This window comes from Streptomyces cahuitamycinicus (genome assembly GCF_002891435.1).
In the GTDB taxonomy this organism is placed as follows: Bacteria; Actinomycetota; Actinomycetes; order Streptomycetales; family Streptomycetaceae; genus Streptomyces; species Streptomyces cahuitamycinicus.
Window position 1 is genome coordinate 1 of the sequence record NZ_POUC01000132.1, and the last position, 19031, is coordinate 19031.

At 71.2% G+C, this 19031-nt stretch carries 19 protein-coding genes; 9 read left to right on the plus strand and 10 right to left on the minus strand.

The genetic code is table 11. From position 1 onward, the window contains the following. A partial coding sequence (locus tag C1J00_RS46860; protein ID WP_245936405.1) for a hypothetical protein occupies positions 1 to 684 on the minus strand: 684 nt, incomplete at its 3' end. Between the two features lie 159 nt (positions 685 to 843). On the opposite strand from C1J00_RS46860, the gene C1J00_RS19215 reads away from it, so the two are divergent. Then, on the plus strand, positions 844 to 2895 hold the full coding sequence (locus C1J00_RS19215; protein ID WP_102910301.1) for an MDR family MFS transporter: 2052 nt from the start codon (positions 844 to 846) through the stop codon (positions 2893 to 2895). Positions 2896 to 2897: 2 nt separating this feature from the next. Here C1J00_RS19215 and C1J00_RS19220 read toward each other — a convergent pair whose 3' ends face one another. Then, positions 2898 to 3389, minus strand: coding sequence for a GNAT family N-acetyltransferase (locus C1J00_RS19220; protein WP_102910302.1), 492 nt, complete (start codon positions 3387 to 3389; stop codon positions 2898 to 2900). Between the two features lie 171 nt (positions 3390 to 3560). On the opposite strand from C1J00_RS19220, the gene C1J00_RS19225 reads away from it, so the two are divergent. Beyond that, positions 3561 to 4256: a hypothetical protein gene (locus C1J00_RS19225; RefSeq protein ID WP_102910303.1), complete on the plus strand. Its 696-nt coding sequence runs from the start codon at positions 3561 to 3563 to the stop codon at positions 4254 to 4256. Positions 4257 to 4260: 4 nt separating this feature from the next. Then, positions 4261 to 4959 (plus strand): hypothetical protein, encoded by a 699-nt coding sequence (locus tag C1J00_RS19230; protein WP_102910304.1) that lies wholly within the window; start codon positions 4261 to 4263, stop codon positions 4957 to 4959. 45 nt (positions 4960 to 5004) lie between these two features. Here C1J00_RS19230 and C1J00_RS19235 read toward each other — a convergent pair whose 3' ends face one another. Next, on the minus strand, positions 5005 to 5412 hold the full coding sequence (locus C1J00_RS19235; RefSeq protein WP_102910305.1) for a DnaJ family domain-containing protein: 408 nt from the start codon (positions 5410 to 5412) through the stop codon (positions 5005 to 5007). A 96-nt stretch (positions 5413 to 5508) separates the two neighbouring features. Here C1J00_RS19235 and C1J00_RS19240 point away from each other — a divergent pair, with 96 nt between their 5' ends. After that, on the plus strand, positions 5509 to 5901 hold the full coding sequence (locus C1J00_RS19240) for an FHA domain-containing protein (RefSeq protein WP_102910306.1): 393 nt from the start codon (positions 5509 to 5511) through the stop codon (positions 5899 to 5901). A 78-nt stretch (positions 5902 to 5979) separates the two neighbouring features. Here C1J00_RS19240 and C1J00_RS19245 read toward each other — a convergent pair whose 3' ends face one another. Together C1J00_RS19245 and proP are read right to left on the minus strand one after the other, a co-directional pair. Then, positions 5980 to 6651 (minus strand): O-methyltransferase, encoded by a 672-nt coding sequence (locus C1J00_RS19245; RefSeq protein ID WP_102910307.1) that lies wholly within the window; start codon positions 6649 to 6651, stop codon positions 5980 to 5982. Between the two features lie 89 nt (positions 6652 to 6740). Then, positions 6741 to 8126, minus strand: coding sequence for a glycine betaine/L-proline transporter ProP (gene proP / locus C1J00_RS19250; RefSeq protein WP_102910308.1), 1386 nt, complete (start codon positions 8124 to 8126; stop codon positions 6741 to 6743). A gap of 360 nt (positions 8127 to 8486) precedes the next feature. Here proP and C1J00_RS19255 point away from each other — a divergent pair, with 360 nt between their 5' ends. Both C1J00_RS19255 and C1J00_RS45325 read left to right on the plus strand, forming a co-directional pair. Further along, positions 8487 to 10532: a bifunctional glycosyltransferase 87/phosphatase PAP2 family protein gene (locus C1J00_RS19255; protein WP_102910309.1), complete on the plus strand. Its 2046-nt coding sequence runs from the start codon at positions 8487 to 8489 to the stop codon at positions 10530 to 10532. A gap of 215 nt (positions 10533 to 10747) precedes the next feature. Further along, positions 10748 to 11023: a peptidoglycan-binding domain-containing protein gene (locus C1J00_RS45325; RefSeq protein WP_180989606.1), complete on the plus strand. Its 276-nt coding sequence runs from the start codon at positions 10748 to 10750 to the stop codon at positions 11021 to 11023. Positions 11024 to 11136: 113 nt separating this feature from the next. Here C1J00_RS45325 and leuE read toward each other — a convergent pair whose 3' ends face one another. Next, complete coding sequence (gene leuE, locus C1J00_RS19265) at positions 11137 to 11790, minus strand: leucine efflux protein LeuE (protein WP_102910311.1); 654 nt, start codon at positions 11788 to 11790, stop codon at positions 11137 to 11139. An 84-nt stretch (positions 11791 to 11874) separates the two neighbouring features. After that, entirely contained in the window at positions 11875 to 12408 is a 534-nt protein-coding gene (locus C1J00_RS19270; protein WP_342751727.1) for an ATP-binding protein, read from the minus strand. Between the two features lie 93 nt (positions 12409 to 12501). Here C1J00_RS19270 and C1J00_RS19275 point away from each other — a divergent pair, with 93 nt between their 5' ends. Next, positions 12502 to 13350, plus strand: a complete 849-nt coding sequence (locus tag C1J00_RS19275; protein WP_102910312.1) for a helix-turn-helix domain-containing protein — start codon at positions 12502 to 12504, stop codon at positions 13348 to 13350. Next, positions 13310 to 13588 (plus strand): DUF397 domain-containing protein, encoded by a 279-nt coding sequence (locus C1J00_RS19280; protein WP_102910313.1) that lies wholly within the window; start codon positions 13310 to 13312, stop codon positions 13586 to 13588. Before C1J00_RS19275 ends, C1J00_RS19280 begins: the two co-directional genes overlap by 41 nt. On the opposite strand, the gene C1J00_RS19285 is transcribed toward C1J00_RS19280, so the two are convergent. Then, the gene (locus C1J00_RS19285) at positions 13572 to 14741 is read right to left on the minus strand and encodes a steroid 3-ketoacyl-CoA thiolase (RefSeq protein ID WP_102910314.1); all 1170 of its coding nucleotides are present in this window, start codon (positions 14739 to 14741) and stop codon (positions 13572 to 13574) included. The two genes, C1J00_RS19280 and C1J00_RS19285, sit on opposite strands and share 17 nt — an antisense overlap. Positions 14742 to 14959: 218 nt before the next feature. Between C1J00_RS19285 and C1J00_RS19290 the strand changes: the two genes are divergently transcribed. Further along, on the plus strand, positions 14960 to 16195 hold the full coding sequence (locus C1J00_RS19290; protein WP_102910315.1) for a cytochrome P450: 1236 nt from the start codon (positions 14960 to 14962) through the stop codon (positions 16193 to 16195). Between the two features lie 231 nt (positions 16196 to 16426). Here the strand turns inward: C1J00_RS19290 and C1J00_RS19295 are convergent, their stop codons facing one another. Beyond that, a complete protein-coding gene (locus C1J00_RS19295) occupies positions 16427 to 17263 on the minus strand; it encodes an ECF transporter S component (RefSeq protein ID WP_102910316.1) in 837 nt (278 codons plus the stop codon). Next, on the minus strand, positions 17263 to 18954 hold the full coding sequence (locus tag C1J00_RS19300) for an ABC transporter ATP-binding protein (protein ID WP_102910317.1): 1692 nt from the start codon (positions 18952 to 18954) through the stop codon (positions 17263 to 17265). The genes C1J00_RS19295 and C1J00_RS19300 overlap by 1 nt, the downstream gene beginning before the upstream one ends. Positions 18955 to 19031: the final 77 nt, after the last annotated feature.

Consider the following 19031-nt stretch of genomic DNA (forward strand, 5'->3'; position numbering starts at 1 on the left):
CCTGGGGGTTGAGGCCTCGGCGTGCGGGAGCGCGGGGCGGTCGACGGCCGCCGCGTCCCGACCGGGCGCGCCGTCGGCCACCGGCCGGGAGCCATCGGGCCGTGCCGCGTGAACGGTCCCGGTGTCGTGGAGGACGTCTCCGGCCCCTGGGGTCCCGTCCCTGTCCGCGTGGGCGGGGGGCGGCGTGACCTCGGCCGGGTCGGTCGGCGCCGACGTGGGCCGGGCGTCCTCGGGGGACCGCGTGGGCCTGCGGGTGTGCGTGTGGCTCGGGGGCGGGTCGGTCGGCGTCGCCGGAGGCCGGGCGTCCTCGGGTGAGCGCCTTGCTCCGTCGGTGTGCGAGAGGCCCGGCCGCGGGGGCGTGGCCCGCCCGTCGTGGTCGGAGCGTGGGGTGTCGTACCCCGGCGGACGCCGCTGGTCCTGCTGCGCCTCAGGCGTGGAGGGCGTCCCCGGCACGGAAGGTATCCCCGGCACGGACGACGTCCCCGGCGCGGAAGGCGTCCCCTGGGCGATCTCCACGTACGGGCGGATCCGCAGCGGGTCGAAGTCCTCCGCTGCCGCCGCCTGGGCGGTGCGGGCGTCGCGGAGAGCCTCGGCGGCCCGGTCGGTGCAGCCGCAGGCGGGGGTGTTGTCCCGCTGTCTGGGTGCGCCGCACTCCGGGCACGGGTGGCCGTTCGGCGGTTCCACGCGTTCCTCCCTCCCCTCGCGAACTCCAGAGATTATCCAGATCTTCTCCACAGTGCGGACGAGGAGCCCCCGGAAGCACAGCTTCCAAAAGGGCCCAGCGGGCTATAACAGGTCACAGCGGTCACGATGGAAAAAGTCACAGGAGACTCGGGAGGTCGCATGGCCGGGGACGGCAACGCCACCACGCTGACGCCCGAGGGCGCGGCCTCGCAGGAGCAGGTGTCCGGGAACGTCCTGGTCTCCATCGGAGCCCTGCTCCTCGGCATGCTGCTCGCGGCCCTCGACCAGACCATCGTGTCGACCGCGCTGCCCACGATCGTCAGCGATCTCGGCGGTCTGGATCATCTCTCCTGGGTGGTCACGGCGTATCTGCTGGCCGCGACCGCCGCGACCCCCCTGTGGGGCAAACTCGGCGACCAGTACGGGCGCAAACGGCTGTTCCAGACGGCGATCGTGATCTTCCTGGTCGGGTCCGCGCTGTGCGGCGCCGCTCAGGACATGGCTCAGCTGATCGCGTTCCGGGCCCTGCAGGGGCTCGGCGGCGGCGGACTGATCGTGCTGTCGATGGCGATCGTCGGCGATCTGGTGTCGCCTCGTGAACGCGGCCGCTACCAGGGCCTGTTCGGTGCCGTCTTCGGCGCGACCAGCGTGCTCGGGCCGCTGCTCGGCGGGCTGTTCACCCAGCACCTGAGCTGGCGCTGGGTGTTCTACGTCAACCTGCCCGTCGGCATCGTGGCGCTCGCCGTGATCGCGGCCGTCCTGCACATCCCCCGCACGGCGCAGCGGCACGTCATCGACTACCTGGGCACCTTCCTCATCGCCGCCGTCGCCACCTGCCTGGTCCTGGTCGCCTCGCTCGGCGGGACGACGTGGGCATGGGGTTCCTGGCAGATCGTCGGCCTCGCGGTCCTGGGCGTCGTCCTCGCCGTCGCCTTCGTCGCAGTCGAGCGGCGGGCCGCCGAACCCGTCCTGCCGCTCAAGCTGTTCCGCGTACGGACCTTCACGCTCGCCGCCGTGATCAGTTTCGTCGTCGGGTTCGCCATGTTCGGCGCCATGACCTACCTGCCGACCTTCCTCCAGGTCGTACAGGGCATCAGCCCGACCATGTCCGGTGTGCACATGCTTCCGATGGTGCTGGGCCTGCTGCTCGCCTCGACCGGCTCCGGGCAGATCGTCAGCCGCACCGGCCGCTGGAAGGTGTTCCCGATCGCCGGCACCGGCATCACCACGCTCGGGCTGCTCCTGCTCCACCGGCTCGACGAGCACAGCTCCACCGTCGAGTTGAGCGGCTTCTTCTTCGTCTTCGGGCTCGGTCTCGGCCTGGTGATGCAGGTCCTCGTGCTCATCGTGCAGAACGCCGTCCCCTACGAGGACCTCGGCGTCGCCACCTCCGGCGCGACCTTCTTCCGCTCCATCGGCGCCTCGTTCGGCGTCGCCGTCTTCGGCACTGTCTTCGCCGGCCGCCTCGGCGAACAGCTCACCGACGCCTTCCGCGGTGTCCGGCTGCCGCCCGGAGTCTCGGTGGAGGCGCTGGAGGCCGACCCGCGGGGCATCGCCGCCCTGCCGCCCGGCCTGCGCCCGCCGGCCCTGCACGCCTACGCCGTCTCCATCACCGACGTCTTCCTGTACGCCGCCCCCGTCGCGCTCCTCGGCTTCGTGCTGGCCTGGTTCCTGAAGGAGGACCGGCTGCGCGGCTCGGTCACCGCGCCGGACGTCACCGAGACCCTGGCCAGCAACCCCGTCGAGCGGTCCTCGTACGACGAGGTGTGCCGCGCGCTGTCGGTGCTCGGCACCCGTGCGGGCCGCCGGGAGATCTACCGGCACATCACCGCCCGGGCGGGTTACGACCTGCTGCCCGCGACGAGCTGGCTGCTGCTGCGGATGCGGCGCTACGGCTCCGTTGAGCCCGGCGTGCTGGCCGACACCATGCCCGTGCCCCTGACCGTGATCATGGAGGCCGCCCGACAGGCCGAGGTGCGCCGTCTCGCCGTGCGCCGGGGCGTCGACATGGTCCTGACCGAGCAGGGACGCGAGGTCGCCGACCGGCTGGCCGAGGCCCGCGAGGAGTCCTTCGCCGAGCTGCTCGGCGACTGGTGGGGGCCGGACCGGCCGACCGAACTGGAACAGCTCGTGCGCGAGCTCAACGGCGAACTGTGCGGGTCCCGGCGTGAGCGGCCGTACCGCACGCCTTCCACGAAGGAGAAGGGCTGAGTTCAGGCCAGGTCCTTGCTGAACCAGTGCTCCGCGTACGGATCGTCGTTGTGGCGTCCGGTCTCCCGGTAGCCGAGGCGGGCGTAGAGGCCGCGGGCCTCGACGAGATCGCTGCGGGTGTCGAGGATCATCCGGGTCGCGCCGAGCGCACGGGCGGCGCCCTCGGCGGCCCCGACCAGCAGCGGGGCACCCCCTCTGCCGCGCATCGGCTCGCGCAGGAACACCCGCTTGAGCTCGGCCGTCGTGCCGTCCACCAGCCGTACGCCCGCGCTGCCGGCCGGCTCACCGCCGTACCGGGCGACGAGCAACAGCCCGTCCGGCGGGGCGAGATCGGCACCGGGCTGGGCGGCGATCTCCCGCTCCAGCTCGGCCGGGTCGGTCCGGCGCCCCTCGTGCAGCAGGTACCAACGGTCGCTGACCTCGGTGTAGTAGGCCCGCCACAGAGCGGCGGCGGCGGGGGAGTCGTACGGTTCCGGAGTCACGGTCCAGGTCATGAAACCGCATGGTGCACAGGCGCCCCACCGGTCACGCAACCGAATAGTCCCGGCCATGTGTTCGCGCCCCGGTTGCGCCCGGGCGCCGTTTGGACACCGGGTTTGGGGCAACCCGACGGGCGAACCGGCTCGCGAGGAGAGCCGGTTGGGCCGAGAACCCGGAAGGCACTCATGTCCACTGGCCTGATCATTGCTCTGATCGTGATCGCGGCGGTCGTCATCATCGCGGCCGTCATGACCCTGCGCGCCCGCGGGCCTCGGCGGGGCCCGAGCCTGAAGCGGCGCTTCGGACCCGAGTACGACCGGGCCGTGGCCCGGCACGACGGTGACGCCAAAGCGGCCGAGCGGGAACTGACCGAGCGCGTGCAGCGCCACGGCGAACTGCGCGAGCGGCCGCTGGAGCCGGCGCAGCGCGAGCAGTACGAGGCGCGCTGGACGGCCGCCCAGGAGCGGTTCGTCGACTCACCGCGCGACGCCGTCGCCGAGGCGGACCGGCTGCTCGCCGAGCTCGCCGGGGCCCGGGGCTTCCCGGACGGCGGGCAGTACGAGGAACAGCTGTCCGCGCTGTCCGTGCACCACGCCCACCACGTGGACGGCTACCGGCGGGTCCACCGCGCCGCGCATCTGCGCGCGGAGGACGCCCGCGACGGCGGTCAGGGTACGGAAGACATGCGTGAGGCCATGGTGGCGGCCCGCGCCCTGTTCGAGGAGCTGGTGAAGCCGGCCCGCCACGACGGCGGCGGCCACACCGGCGGACGGCACGACAACGGCCGCGAGCACGCCGCTGCGAACGGCGGCCGCAAGGCCCACGCCCGCGGCGGACACCTGCCGTGGGCGATGAATCGACGTCAGGCGAAGGAGAGTTGAGGCAATGACCGACATGACCCGACCGCCCGGCGACCAGTCGCCGGATGCCCGCGGCGAGAGCGCCCCGGGCACCGGCCACCGCCCGGCCGCATCGGGCACCGACCGTCGCGAGACGGCCCGGGGCCTGGAAACGAACCGCGGCGCAGCCCGTGACCTCCCTACTGACCGCGGCGCAGCCCGTGACCTCCCTACGGACCGCGGCGGCGAGCACGGCACCGACACCGGCCACGGCGTCCCGCCCGCCACCGACGCCGACCGCGCCGCGGCGCACGGCACCGATGTGCCCGGCACCGGCCTCCCCGGCACGGACCGTCACGGCACGGACCGGGACGCCATTGACACCCTCCGCGGGGACCACGGCACCGGCCCCGGCAAGGCCGGTCCCGCCAAGGCCGGTCCCGCCAAGGACCGAGCCCACCTCCTCGCCCACGACGAGTCGGACAAGCTCGGCTCGCAGTTGCAGCACGCCGTCGCCGGGTTCGTCGACGGGCCCCGGGCCGCCGTAGAGGAGGCCGACCACGTGCTGGAGGAGATCGCGGCCCGCTTCACCGAGGCCGTGACGCAGCGCCGCCGCACCCTGCGACACTCCTGGCAGTCCGTCGAGGGCGGCGAGAGCAGGTCCGTGTCGTCGGCCGACACCGAGCAGCTCCGGCTGGCCCTGAAGGACTACCGCGAGCTGGCCGAACGGCTGCTGCACGTGTGAGCAGCGGGGATTCCTCCGGACGTGTGAGCCGGAGGAATCCCTGGATCACCGGTCCGCCCGGCGTTCCCGCCACTGCCGTACGACGTCCTCGACGTCGTACGGCTTCTTTCCCAGCGGGGGGCCGGGCGGCGGCTTGAACATCATGTCGCGGACCTTGACGTTGACCTCGTCGATGATCTTCCGGACGATCCGCTCCGAGGGGGCCGCGAGCGCCGCCTCCAGCGCGTCCTCCGCTTCCTTGCGCAGGGCCAGCGTCGGCGGGAGGACGGAGAAGCCCTCGCGGGCCATCTTCCGCTTGACCCACCACAGTTCGTCGTAGGTGCTCTCGACGTCGGCCGGGAGCGGTGCGCCCGCGCCCGGCAGCCGGTCGAACTCCCCGCGCGCCTCCGCGTTACGGATCTGTTTGTCGACCCAGGACTCGAAGTCGACGCCTGGTGGCTTTCGCTCGGTCATGAATCCATTGTGCCGGACACCGTGTGGCCGGGCGTTTTATCATGCGGCGGGCCAAGAACCTGTCTGGCCCGCCGGGACATCTCAGGAGGAGCGCACGTGCTCGAACTCACCATGGCCACCGTCGCGGAGGCGGAGGCGGGCGCCACGGCCGGCATGCTCATGGCCGACGCGCCCAGCGAGCCGGGTGCGGTGCTGCGGGTGGGCCGCGACAAGTCCGTGTGCCGGCTGAGCACACCGGACGACTGGCTGTTCGTCTCCCGTGTCCACCTGGAGTTCCTGTGCGGACCGGAGGGGACCTGGCAGGTCACGTGGCTGCGCGGCTCCCAGCCCGACCCGTCCTCCGAAGTGCGGCTGACGACGGGGGAGTACGCCCAGCCGCTCGCCTACGGCGGCACCGTCCCGCTGCCCAGGGGCGGCAGCGGCGAGATCATCATCCAGGACCGCACCGCCCCACGCAGCGTCAACGTCGGCTTCTACCACGAGGTGTGACGGTGAGGGCGCACGCACGGCGACGGTGAGGCCGCAGTACTGCGACGGTGAGCCCGCTCGGTCTGTGCCGGCGGGGCCTCACGCCAGCACGCGGGCCAGCGCGAACCCGTCGTAGCCCTTCATCCCCACCGTCTGGATCGCGGTGCCGCTCAGCCTCGGATGGCCGGCGATCAGCTCGATCGCGGTGCGGGTGCCCGTGACGTCCGGGGCGGTGCTTGCGGCGTCGACGACCCGGCCGCCCCGGACGACGTTGTCGAGGACGATCAGGCTGCCCGTGCGGGTGAGCCTGATCGCCCACTCCACGTAGTGCGGGTTGTTGGCCTTGTCGGCGTCGATGAACACCAGGTCGAACGGGGGCGGGTTCTCGTCGGCCAGCTTGGGCAGCGACTCCAGGGCCGGGCCGACCCGCACCTCGACCAGCTTGTCCAGGCCGGCGCGGGCGATGTTGCGGACGGCGACATCGGCGTGCAGGGGGTCGTACTCCAGGGAGACCAGGCGTCCGTCGGCCGGCAGGGCGCGGCCCAGCCAGATGGTGCTGTAGCCGCCGAGCGTGCCGATCTCCAGGATGTGACGGGCGCCCTGGATCTGGGCGAGGAGCTGGAGGAGCTTGCCCTGGTTGCCCGCGACGTTGATGTGCGGAAGCCCGGCGGCGTCGCTGTCGCGCAGGGCGGCCGCCAGGGCTTCGTCGTCCGGGGCGAGGTGGGCGGTGAAGTAGGCGTCGACCTCGTCCCAGACGTGCGACTCGCTCATGCACCTCTACCTTTCGTCAGCATAGTTAGCATCCCTAACTACTGGCGTTGACGAAGATAGTTGGTGCGCGGGTCGCTGTCAGCGGGATCTCACTCGGCGTGTCGACCCGCCACGGAGGGCGCCGAGCCGGGCAGCGGACGCCCCGCCGACTCCGCCATGCGCCACACCGCGAATCCGCCGATCACGGCCGCGGCCATCATGTAGTACGCGGGCATCATCATGTTCCCGGTGGCGCCGATCAGGGCCGTGACCACCAGTGGAGTGGTGCCGCCGAACAGGGACACCGAGACGTTGAAGCCGATCGACAACGAGCCGTAGCGGACCTTCGTCGGGAACAGCGCCGGCAGCGCCGAGGGCATCGACGCCGTGAAGCAGACCAGCAGCATGCCGAGCGCGCCCATGCCGAGCGCGACCGCGAGCAGGCTGCCCTCGCGGATCAGCAGCAGGGCCGGGACCGACAGCAGCAGGAAGCCCGCGCAGCCGGCGGCGATCACCGGGCGGCGGCCGACCCGGTCGGTGAGGGCGCCGGCGAACGGCTGGACGATCATCATCACGGCCATCACGGCGAGGACGACCAGCAGACCGTGTGTCTCGTCGTAGTGGAGCTGGCCGGTCAGGTAGCTCGGCATGTACGACAGGAGCATGTAGTCGGTGACGTTGAAGACCAGCACCAGGCCGACGCAGAGCACCAGCGCGCGCCACTGGCCGGCGACCATCTCGCGCAGCGGGGTCTTCGGGCGGTCGTTCTCGGCCTTCTCCGCCTCGGCCGCGAACGCCGGGGTCTCCTCCAGGCGCAGCCGCAGGTAGAGGCCGATGATGCCCATCGGGCCCGCGATCAGGAACGGGATGCGCCAGCCCCAGGAGGTCAGGTCGTCGGTGGAGAGCAGGGCGGTCATGATCGTGACCAGGCCCGCGCCGGCGATGTAGCCGGCGAGCGTGCCGAACTCCAGCCAGCTGCCGAGGAAGCCGCGCCGCTCGTCGGGGGCGTACTCGGCGATGAACGTGGAGGCGCCCGCGTACTCGCCGCCGGTGGAGAAGCCCTGTACGAGGCGGGCCACCAGGAGCAGGACCGGCGCGCCGACACCGATCGTCGCGTACGACGGGATCAGGCCGATCGCGAAGGTACCGGCCGCCATCATGATCATGGTGAGGGCGAGGACCTTCTGGCGGCCGACGCGGTCGCCGAGCGGGCCGAAGATCATGCCGCCGAGCGGGCGGACCAGGAAGGCCGCGGCGAAGGCGCCGAACGTGGACAGCAGCTGGGCGGTGGGGTTGCCGGAGGGGAAGAAGACCTTGCCCAGCGTGACCGCGATGTAGCTGTAGACGCCGAAGTCGAACCACTCCATCGCGTTGCCCAGGGCGGCCGCCTTCACGGCGCGCCTGACGAGCGCGGGGTCGGTGACGGTGGGGTCGGGGGTCTTCGCCGTGCGGGTCTTCACGAGGGACGCGGGGGCGACGACTGAGGCAGTCGACAAGACTCGCTCGCCTACCTTTCGACGGGGACAGGGACGCGGTCCCGCGCGGCGGCGCTGTCGTACGGGCCGAAAGAGCGACGATAGGCGGATTTGCTCCGCTTACGGGCGGTACGTCTTTCGTTGCACACTGCACGTAAATCGCGGCTGTGCTGGTGTTTCGGCCCGACGGAAGGCGACTGCCTACCGATCTTCATGTGATCCATATCGCGTCCACGAGTCGTGCTGTGCTCAGTCCGCTCGCGCACGGTCGCCGCCGCCCGCGTCCTCTTCTCCGGAACCGCGCATTCCTCATAGGGTTCGCAGGAGGAATTCCCGCATTCAGGACATGCGGGATGAACTGGTGCGAGAGGCCGACGAGACGTGGCGCATGCGGATCACGGCGGACAACCGCCGGAAGGCTTCGGAGCTACGGCCACCGGTGGGGCTCACCCACGCCTGCGCGCCGCCCGCCTCGGGCTGTGGCTGGTCGCCGCCCTCCTCGCCGTCCGGCAGGTGGCCGTGGTCCTCGCCACCCCGCGCGGTGAGCGGCTGACCGATCTGGAGACCTGGGTCGGGCCGAACGGCGTCCTGCACGTGAACGGCTCGCTCTACGACTCGACCCGCTTCACCGGCACCCCCTTCGGCGGCCTCGCCCTCAAGCCGCTCACCCGCTCGGCCGAACAGGCCCTCGGCTGGGGCTGGACCTTCGGCACGCTGCTGCTCGTCGTCGCCCTGGGCCTGATCGCCGCCCGCGCCCTGCCTCAGCCGGTCGGCCGCCGCACCGCACAGCTGGCCGCGCCCGTCGCCGTCAGTCTGCTGATGCTGTCCCTGCCCGTCCGCAACACCCTGTGGCTCGGCCAGACCAGCATCATCCCGGTCCTTCTCGTCCTGCTCGGCTGCTTCACCGCCCGCGGCCAGCGCACCAGCGGTCTGCTCATCGGCGTAGCGGCGGCGCTCCAGCCCACCCTGCTGCTGTTCACGCCCCTGCTGTGGTGCACCGGCCGCAGACGCGCGGCGCTCACCACCGGCGTCACCTTCGCCGCCTGCACCGGCCTCGCCTGGGCGGCGATGCCCCACGACTCCCACCGCTACTGGGTCCACCACATGGCCGGCGTCGGCCTCGGCGGCCCGGCCGACGACCTCGCCAACCAGTCCCTGCACGGCGCCCTGCTCCGGCTCGGCCTGGACGGCCCCCCGGAGATCGCGCTCTTCCTGACGCTCGGCGCGGCCGTCGCCGTCCTGGCCCTGCGCAGGGCCGTGCGCTGCTTCCGCGACGGTCAACTGCTGCTCGCCGTCGCGATCACCGGCTGCGCCGCGATCGTCGTCTCACCGACGGCCTGGCAGCACCAGCTGCTGTGGGTGCTGCTCGCCGTCGTCGGCCGGGCCGGCAGACGCGCCTCGGACCGGTACGTGTGGCCGGTCACCGTCGTCCTGGTCATGACCCTGCCGGCCAAAATGATCCTGCCGAACATGGCGTCCCTGAGCCCCGTGCGGGACAACGTCATCTTGCTGACCGCGCTCGCCGCCGCCACCGCCGTGCCGTTCCTGTCCCGCACCTCGCCGGCCTGGCGATCGCCGCTGCCGGCCGCCCACGCCCCCGCGGTCCCGGCCCGCTTCCGGCACCTGCCGCTGCTGCCGCCTCTGCGCCGCGTCCTCACCCGCCCCAACCTCCTCCTGGAGCTGCTCCTCCTCCGCGTCACCTACGCCGCCTACTCCCAGGTCCGCCTCGCCGCCACCGGCGGCAGCTCGGCCGGGCGCGCCGAGGCCGAGGAGCACGGCATGCAGATCTACGAACTGGAGCGCACCCTGCGGCTCGACATCGAGCACTGGGTCAACCACACCGTCGTCGGAATCGACTGGCTGCGGGACTTCGCGGACCACTACTACACGTCGTTCCACTTCGTCGTGCCGCTGGCGGTCCTCGCGGTCCTCTACTGGCGTCGCCCCGGCGACTACCGCTGGGCCCGCTCCACCCTCGGCTTCGCCACCCTGCTCGCCCTCGTCGGTTTCTGGCTCTACCCCCTGGCCCCGCCCCGGCTGATGCCGACGCTCGGCTTCATCGACACCGTGCACGGCACACAGGACTTCACCCAGCCCGACTACGGCACGCTCACGGCCCTCACCAACCAGTACGCAGCCATGCCGTCCCTGCACTTCGGCTGGGCGCTGTGGTGCGGTGTCATGATCGCCGTCCTGGCGTCACGGTGGTGGATGAAGGCGCTGGGCCTGCTGCATCCGCTGCTCACCGCGCTGTCGATCGTCGCGACGGCGAACCACTGGGTGCTGGACGCGGCCGGGGGAGCGGCGGTGGTGGCGGCGGGGTTCGCACTCACGTACCTGCTGTCCGGCCCCCGGGCGGTCACCACCGCGGCGGCCGAGCGGCAACCACGTGCTGACCCGAAAGACCGTACGCGGGTGACTGGTTGACGGTGCAACCTGCCCGAGATGCAGCCCGGATGAGGGCCGCGCACGATGAGAGCAAGGCACCCTCTCAGGAGGTGAACGGCATGCGACGTGTGCTCATCGCCGTAGCGGCGCTGGCTCTCCCTATCTCCCTCGCGGGAGCACCGGCTGCGGCTTCGGCGACTGACGAGGTCAAACAAGCCCAGGTCGTAGAGAAGTTGAATCGTCCAACAGTCCTCGTGACCCAGGGGCCGCATGACATCTGCGACATCACCGACAGCCGGCCGTCCCTTGGCGTGGGATCGTCCGGAGCGGCGGTCCGGCAAGCCCAGTGCTACCTCAACCAGGCGATCGGCGCGGGCCTCGACGAGGACGGGGACTTCGGCCGAGTCACGCAGTCCGCGACCAGGGCCTTCCAGCAGTGTGCCGGCATCGTCGTGGACGGCCGCATCGGAGCGCAGACCTGGTCGTTCCTCTCCTTCTGGGCCAACGCGCCGGGCGCTCCCTTCTGTTAGCGGGCCCCGCGTTCGAACCACACGGTCTCCGCCCCCGGACCACAGCGACATGCCCCACTTGTCGGCCATCGCGTCGAGCAGGAGCAGCCCGCGGCCGTTCTCGGCCTCGGTCCTCAGTTGCTTGTCGTGGCCAGCTTCGCCGCGAAACCGAGAAACACCGCTCCCGCCCCCGTCGTCAAGCCTGCCGTCAGCTTTCGGCGTCGGCGGAACTGCGCGGCGAGATAGGTGCCGCCGAGGATCAGCGCCGACACGTACGCGACGCTGATGAGTTGGTAGACGAGTGCGAGCAAGCCGAAGGACAACCCCGGGTAGGCGTAGCCGGGGTCGACGAACTGTACGAAGAACGAGATGAAGAACAAGATCGCCTTCGGGTTCAGGATGGTGATCACCAACGAGCGCCGGAACAACCGCCCGCCCGTCGACGGCTCCCGGGCCGACGCGTCCTCCCCGCTCTTCTCGTCGCGGCGTCGCGACATCGCCCATGCCGCCCGCAGCATGCCCACGGCGATCCAGGTCAGATAGCCGGCCCCGGCGTACTTCACGATGGCGAACAGCAGCTCGTTGGTCTGGAGCAGCGAAGCGAGACCGGCCGCTGTTGCCATCATGAGCAGGCTCTCGCCCAGGAACACCCCTGCCGCGGCGCGATATCCGGCCCTGACTCCCAGCCGTGCCGCGACCGACAGCGTGAACAGGGAACTCGGCCCCGGCAGAACGATGATCAGCGCAGCGCCCAGAGCATAGGTGAGAAGGTTCTCCACTCCCAGCATTCCGGCACCTTCCTCTTCGCCCTCGCGGGCCCGGCATCGGACGGGCCCCCGGGGTTCACGGCCGTCCGACGCCGCCCGGACGGATCATGAACGGTTGCATGCGGGAAGTGCCTTCAGAAGACACCAACCGGCCAGCGGGGGGCTGAAACCGAATCCTCCGATTCCATTCGGCCAGAGGGGGGAAAGGTCAAGACATCGAAGCGGCCTGTCGTTCACGGAAGGAGTCGGCCCCGCATTCGAACCACACGGTCTTCCCGCACCCCCGGACCACAGCGACACGCCCCACTTGTCGGCCATCGCGTCGAGCAGGAGCAGCCCCCGGCCGCCCTCGGCCTCGGTGTCCAACCCGTCCGGCGTGCACGGCAGTTCGTCGCTGCCGTCCGTGACCTCCACCCGTACGCCCGTGGGCTGCCGCAGCAACAGCAGTGCGCAGCGGCGGTCCGGGACGTGCCGTACGACGTTCGCGAGCAGCTCCGTCACACCCAGCTCCACCGCGTCCGACAGCTCGGGCATGCGCCACTCTTCGAGGAAGGAGCGGACGATACGGCGGACGTGCCGGGGGGCGTGCGAGCCGACGGTGAAGCGCATCGCGTACTGGGCGGGAATGTATTCGTTCACGAGACGAGGCTGACGTGCGGTGACTACCCTCGGCTACAGGACGGATACAACCGGTTCCGTTGTGGACCGGGTTGCGTGAGAGGGGCTTCTGCCGTGACCCACATCAACGCCCTTGATCCGGGTGCCTCGCCGCTGGACTACTACGGCTTCGAGCTGCGGCGGCACAGGGAGGCCGCCGGGCTGACGCAGCGGCAGTTGGGGGACATCCTCAACTACACCGGCTCCCTGGTGGGTCAGATCGAGACGGCTCGGAAGCTTCCGACGCCGGAGTTCAGCGAACGGGCGGATGCGGCGCTGGGGACGGACGGGATGTTCTCCCGGCTCGTCGAGCTGGTGTTGTGGAGCCGGCTTCCGGCGTGGTTCCAGCAGGTGGCGGAGCTGGAGGGGCGGGCGACCGAGATCAGCACCTTCCAGACTCATGCCATCCACGGCCTTCTGCAGACCCCTCAGTACGCACGTGCAGTACTCGGGGTGCTGGACGACACCGACCTGGAAGACCGCACTGCCGTCCGGTTGGCTCGGCAGCGCATCCTGGAGAAGGGGCAGGCCACGGTCCTCTGGATGGTCATCAGCGAATCCGTCCTGTACCAGGAGGTGGGCAGTCGGGAGACCATGCGGGGGCAACTGGGTCATCTGTTGGCCTTCGAGCGCATCCCCGCGGTCAACATCCAGATCTTGCCGTTCTCTGCCGGTGCGCATGCAGGAATGCAAGGCTCGTTCACCCTCTTCCGGTTCGCGAGCGACACGGCCATCGTCTACACCGAGGGCTACGGCAGCGGGCATCCGACCGCGAATCCGGACACCGTCAAGGACTGCTCGCTCCGTTACGATCATCTGCAGGCCGCCGCGCTCTCCCTCAGAGATTCGGCGGAGTTGATCCGGCGAGTGATGGAGGAACGCTATGGCGAGCAACGCGCTTCCGGCGGGGACTCAGTGGCGTAAGTCCAGCTACAGCGGCGATCAAGGCGGCGAGTGCGTCGAATGCGCGTCGATCGGGTCCCCGGGCTGGCGTAAGTCGACGTACAGCGGCGACCAGGGCGGCAACTGCGTAGAGATCGCCGAAGCGCCCTGCGCCATCGCCATACGCGACAGCAAGACCCCGGCGGGACCGATGCTCACCCTCGATCCCGCCGCCTTCACCAGCTTCATCAACTGGACGACGACTACAACCGCTGAATGATGGTGCCGGTCGCCAAACCGCCTCCCGCGCACATGGTGATCAGCGCGAACTCCTTGTCCGCGCGCTCCAGTTCGTGAAGTGCCGTCGTGATGAGCCGGGCCCCGGTCGCTCCCACCGGGTGCCCGAGCGCGATCGCGCCGCCGTTGACGTTGACCTTGGACAGGTCCTGGTCGAAGACCCGCGCCCAGCTCAGCACCACGGACGCGAACGCCTCGTTGATCTCCACCAGGTCGATGTCCTTCAACGACATCCCGGCTTTGCCCAGCACGGCGTTCGTCGCGTCGATCGGGCCGTCGAGGTGGAAGTGGGGGTCGGACCCCACCAGTGCCTGGGCCACGATCCGGGCCCGGGGGCGCAACTTCAGTGCCCGCGTCATCCGCTTCGACGCCCACATGACCGCTGACGCCCCGTCGGAGATCTGCGACGAGTTGCCGGCCGTGTGCACCGCCGTCGGCATGATCGGCTTCAGGGCGGCCAGCGCCTCCGCCGACGTGTCGCGCAGGCCCTCGTCCCGGTCGACCAGGCGCCACATGCCCTGCCCGGCGTGCTGCTCCTCCTCGGTCGTGGGGACCTGAACCGCGAACGTCTCCCGTTTGAAGCGTTCCTCCGCCCAGGCGAGCGCGGCCCGCTCCTGCGAGGCGAGTCCGAGCGCGTCGACGTCCTCGCGGGTCAGGCTCCGGTGGCGGGCGATGCGCTCGGCCGCCTCGAACTGGTTGGGCAGGTCCACGTTCCACTCGTCGGGGAACGGCTTGCCCGGCCCGTGCTTCGAACCCGACCCCAGCGGCACCCGCGACATCGACTCCACCCCGCACGAGATGCCGACGTCGATCACGCCCGCCGCGACCATGTTGGCCACCATGTGCGAGGCCTGCTGGGACGATCCGCACTGCGCGTCGACGGTCGTCGCTGCCGTCTCGTACGGGAGCCCCATGGTCAGCCAGGCCGTGCGCGCGGGGTTCATGGACTGCTCGCCGGCGTGCGTGACGGTACCGCCGACGATCTGCTCGACGCAGTCGGCGGGGATGCCGGTGCGGCCGAGGAGTTCACGGTAGGTCTCGCCGAGGAGGTAGGCGGGATGCAGATTGGCGAGCGCGCCGCCGCGCTTGCCGATGGGGGTGCGTACGGCTTCGACGATCACGGGTTCGGCAGCCATGGGTGCGGGTCCTCTCCGGGAGGCTCAGCGGAACTAGTACGCGTTCTAGTTCTGTGAGTAGTGTGCTGAGGGCCGCTCGGTGACCGCAATAGTCGTGCGGGCAATTGGCGGGGCCGTGCCTCTTGCTACTTGTAGAACCCGTTACTACCGTCACCGCAACTCCGCACAGCTGATGGGCCGTCAGACCTCAGAGTCGGTACGAGTGGTGGGAGCCGCCCATGCCCTGTCCCGCGCTGCCCGACGGGTTCGACTTCACCGACCCCGACCTGCTGCACCACCGCGTGCCCCTGCCGGAGTTCGCCGAGCTGCGCAGGGCCGAACCGGTCTGCTGGGTGGCGCAGCGGGCCGGACTCGCCGGCTTCCAGGACGAGGGCTACTGGGCCGTCACCCGGCACGCCGACGTCAAGTACGTCTCCACGCACCCGGAGTTGTTCTCGTCGTCCCTCAACACGGCGATCATCCGCTTCAACGAGCACATCGAGCGCGACTCCATCGACGCGCAGCGGCTGATCCTGCTGAACATGGACCCGCCGGAGCACACCCGGGTACGGCAGATCGTGCAGCGCGGGTTCACGCCCCGGGCGATCCGGGCGCTGGAGGGGCGGCTGCGCGACCGGGCCCACTCCATCGTCGAAAACGCCCGCGCGCACTCCGGGCCGTTCGACTTCGTCACCCAGGTCGCCTGCGAGCTGCCCCTCCAGGCGATCGCCGAGCTGATGGGCGTCCCGCAGGAGGACCGGGACAAGATCTTCGACTGGTCCAACAAGATGATCGCGTACGACGATCCCGAGTACGCCATCACCGAGGAGGTCAGCGCCGAGTCGGCGACGGAGATCATCGCCTACGCGATGAACATGGCCGCCGAGCGCAAACAGTGCCCGGCCCACGACATCGTCACGCAGCTCGTCGCGGCGGAGGACGAGGGCAACCTCAGCTCCGACGAGTTCGGCTTCTTCGTGCTGATGCTGGCCGTCGCGGGCAACGAGACCACCCGCAACGCCATCACCCACGGCATGCACGCCTTCCTCACCCACCCCGACCAGTGGGAGCTGTACAAGAGCGACCGCCCCGAGACGGCGGCGGAGGAGATCGTGCGCTGGGCGACCCCGGTCGCCGCCTTCCAGCGCACGGCCACCCAGGACACCGAACTCGGCGGCAAGCGCATCCGCGCGGGCGACCGGCTGGGCCTGTTCTACGCCTCGGCCAACCACGACCCCGAGGTCTTCGACGACCCGGACACCTTCGACGTCACCCGCGACCCCAACCCGCACCTCGGTTTCGGCGGCGGCGGTCCGCACTACTGCCTGGGCAAGTCCCTCGCGGTGCTGGAGATCAACCTCATCTTCAACGCGATCGCCGACGCCATGCCCGGGCTGAAGCTGGTCGGGGACCCGCGCCGGCTGCGCTCGGCGTGGATCAACGGAGTGAAGGAGCTGCCGGTGAGCACGGAGTGAAGGAGCTGCCGGTGAGCACGGGCTGACGTACCGGTCCGGACATGGCGCAGGCGACGGCCCCGGGGATCAGGGGGCCGTCGCCTGGTCGTCCAGGGAAACAGGGCCCCGCCCGTACCGGCAAAGCCCTGTCTTACTAGGCCGGGCCGCATGTCCGGCGCGGCACCGGGCGTCTGACCGGGACCGGACGCCTACGAACACGCTTCGTACGTGACGCGGGTCATGTGGGGGGCCTCACTGCCGGGGCGCCTCGAACGTGACCGGCGTCTCGAAGGCCGCCCGGCGCGTCGCCCGGCGCAGCGCCCTGAGGACCACCGGGCCGAGGGCGAGCGTCAGGACGACCGTGACGACGGCCCGCCCCAGGTCCCAGCCGAGCGACGTCGCGACGCAGTACGCGACGAAACGGGCCAGGTTCGCGGCGACCGCCGCGTGCGGATCGAAGGCCACGTTCGAGGCGAGGGCGCTCATGAAGGGCCAGCCCGCCATGTTCATCACCGTGCCGTAGGCGAACGCGGCCACGAAGCCGTAACAGGCGAGCATCCCGAGTTCGGCCCGGCCGCGCAGCCGGTCCGGGCCCGGCAGCAGGCCCGCGCCCATCGCGAACCAGCCCATCGCCAGCATCTGGAAGGGCAGCCACGGCCCGACCCCGCCCGTGAGCAGCGCGGACGCGAACATCGTCACCGAGCCGAGGACGAACCCGAAGCCCGGGCCGAGCACCCGGCCGCTCAGTACCATCAGGAAGAACATCGGCTCGATCCCGGCGGTACCGGCGCCGATCGGCCGCAGGGCCGCCCCCGTGGCGGCCAGCACGCCGAGCATCGCGACCGCCTTCGGGCCCAGACCCGACTCCGAGATCGCGGCCGCCACGACCGCCACCAGCAGCACCAGCAGGCCCGCGAAGAGCCAGGGCGCGTCCTGCGCGTGCGCGCCGATCCGCGAGCCGGGCGGGGCGAGGAAGGGCCAGCCGAAGCCGGCGACGCCCACCGCGCTGACCAGCGCCAGGGCGGCGAGGGAGCGGGGGCCGAGACGGACGGCCCGGGCCTGTCGCTGGATCGTGGCCGAGGTGCCCATCAGCCGGCCTCGGGGCGCAGGGCCTCGCGGACCTGCGAGACCGTGAGCCAGTGCTGGGGCGCGAGGATCTTGGTGACCTGCGGGGCGAAGGACGGCGAGGAGACCACGACATCGGCCGTGGGGCCGTCCGCGATCACCTCGCCCTCGGCCAGCAGCACCACCCGGTGGGCGATCTCGGCAGCGAGCTCCACGTCGTGCGTGGCCAGGACGATGGCGTGCCCCTCGGCGGCCAGCGCGTGCAGCACCGTGACCAGCCGGGCCTTCGCCGCGTAGTCCAGGCCCCGGGTCGGCTCGTCCAGCAGGAGCAGCGGGGGCCGGGCGGTCAGCACGACGGCCAGCGCGAGCGCTAGCCGCTGCCCCTCGGAGAGGTCCCGGGGGTGGGTGTCGTCCAAGACGCCGGGCAGCAGCTCGGTGACCAGGGCGCGGCAGGTGCCGGGGTCCGCGCCCGCGTCCTGGTCCGCCGCCGCGCACTCGGCGGCGACGGTGTCGGCGTAGAGCAGGTCGCGCGGCTCCTGGGGGACCAGGCCGACCTTGCGGACGAGGTCCCTCGGTGCGGTGCGGTGAGGGGTGGCCTCACCGAGGCGGACGGTTCCGGAGCTGGGCTTGACGAGGCCGACCAGGGCGTTGAGCAGGGTGGACTTTCCGGCGCCGTTGCGGCCCATGAGGGCGATGGTCTCGCCGGGGGTGATGGTCAGGTCGATGTCGCTCAGGGCCTGGACGCGGCCGCGGAGTACGGAGAGGGCTCGTACTTCGCCTATGGGGCCGGTCCGTGCCGGCCGCTCGCGGGTGCGGGTTGTCCGTGGCTTGTCGCGCCCGCGCGGCGGCAGCCGCATATCGATCACAGCCCCGCGCCCCTGAGGTCCGATGCCCTCGCGTACCCCGAGTCGTGCGCGCAGATCCCCCGCCCTGCGCCGGGCGTCGCGGACCGTCAGGGGCAGAGGGGTCCAGCCCGTAAGGCGGCCCAGGGCCACCACCGGCGGGTACACCGGGGACACGGCCATCACCTCGGCCGGGTCGCCCAGGACGGGGGGTGCGCCCGGGGCCGGAAGCAGGACGACCTGGTCGGCGTACTGGATGACGCGTTCCAGGCGGTGTTCGGCCATGAGGACCGTCGTGCCCAGGTCGTGGACCAGCCGCTGGAGGACGGCCAGCACCTCCTCGGCCGCCGCCGGGTCCAGCGCGGAGGTCGGCTCGTCCAGGACGAGGACGCCCGGGTGCGGGGTGAGGACCGAGCCGATCGCCACGCGCTGCTGCTGGCCGCCGGAGAGCGTGGCGATCGGCCGGTCGCGCAGACCGGCCAGGCCCAGCAGGTCGAGCGTTTCCTCGACGCGGCGGCGCATCACGTCCGGGGCGAGGCCCAGCGACTCCATGCCGTAGGCGAGTTCGTCCTCGACGGTGTCCGTGACGAAGTGGGACAGCGGATCCTGGCCGACCGTCCCCACGACATCGGCCAGTTCGCGCGGCTTGTGGGTGCGGGTGTCGCGCCCGGCGACCGTGACCCGGCCGCGCAGGGTGCCGCCGGTGAAGTGCGGGACGAGTCCGCTGACCGCGCCCAGGACGGTGGACTTGCCGACGCCGGACGGGCCCGCCAGCAGGACGAGCTCGCCTTCCGGGACCTCGAAGTCGATGCCCCGGACGGTGGGCTCGGCGGCCCCGTCGTAGGTCACGGAGACGTCCTCGAAGCGGATCACGACAGCTCCTTGGGATCAGGGGCGACGAACGCGGGCAGCAGGCCGAGCAGTACGGCCGCGGCCGGCCAGAGGGGGAG

Coding starts and splice junctions, on each gene's coding strand:
- C1J00_RS19245 (WP_102910307.1), bottom strand. CDS start 6,651: ATGAGCGAGTCGCACGTCTGGGACGAGGTCGACGCCTACTTCACCGCC.
- C1J00_RS19230 (WP_102910304.1), top strand. CDS start 4,261: ATGACCGACATGACCCGACCGCCCGGCGACCAGTCGCCGGATGCCCGC.
- C1J00_RS19220 (WP_102910302.1), bottom strand. CDS start 3,389: ATGACCTGGACCGTGACTCCGGAACCGTACGACTCCCCCGCCGCCGCC.
- C1J00_RS19295 (WP_102910316.1), bottom strand. CDS start 17,263: ATGGGCACCTCGGCCACGATCCAGCGACAGGCCCGGGCCGTCCGTCTC.
- leuE (WP_102910311.1), bottom strand. CDS start 11,790: ATGCTGGGAGTGGAGAACCTTCTCACCTATGCTCTGGGCGCTGCGCTG.
- C1J00_RS19235 (WP_102910305.1), bottom strand. CDS start 5,412: ATGACCGAGCGAAAGCCACCAGGCGTCGACTTCGAGTCCTGGGTCGAC.
- C1J00_RS19215 (WP_102910301.1), top strand. CDS start 844: ATGGCCGGGGACGGCAACGCCACCACGCTGACGCCCGAGGGCGCGGCC.
- C1J00_RS19225 (WP_102910303.1), top strand. CDS start 3,561: ATGTCCACTGGCCTGATCATTGCTCTGATCGTGATCGCGGCGGTCGTC.
- C1J00_RS19290 (WP_102910315.1), top strand. CDS start 14,960: ATGCCCTGTCCCGCGCTGCCCGACGGGTTCGACTTCACCGACCCCGAC.
- C1J00_RS19280 (WP_102910313.1), top strand. CDS start 13,310: ATGGCGAGCAACGCGCTTCCGGCGGGGACTCAGTGGCGTAAGTCCAGC.
- C1J00_RS19285 (WP_102910314.1), bottom strand. CDS start 14,741: ATGGCTGCCGAACCCGTGATCGTCGAAGCCGTACGCACCCCCATCGGC.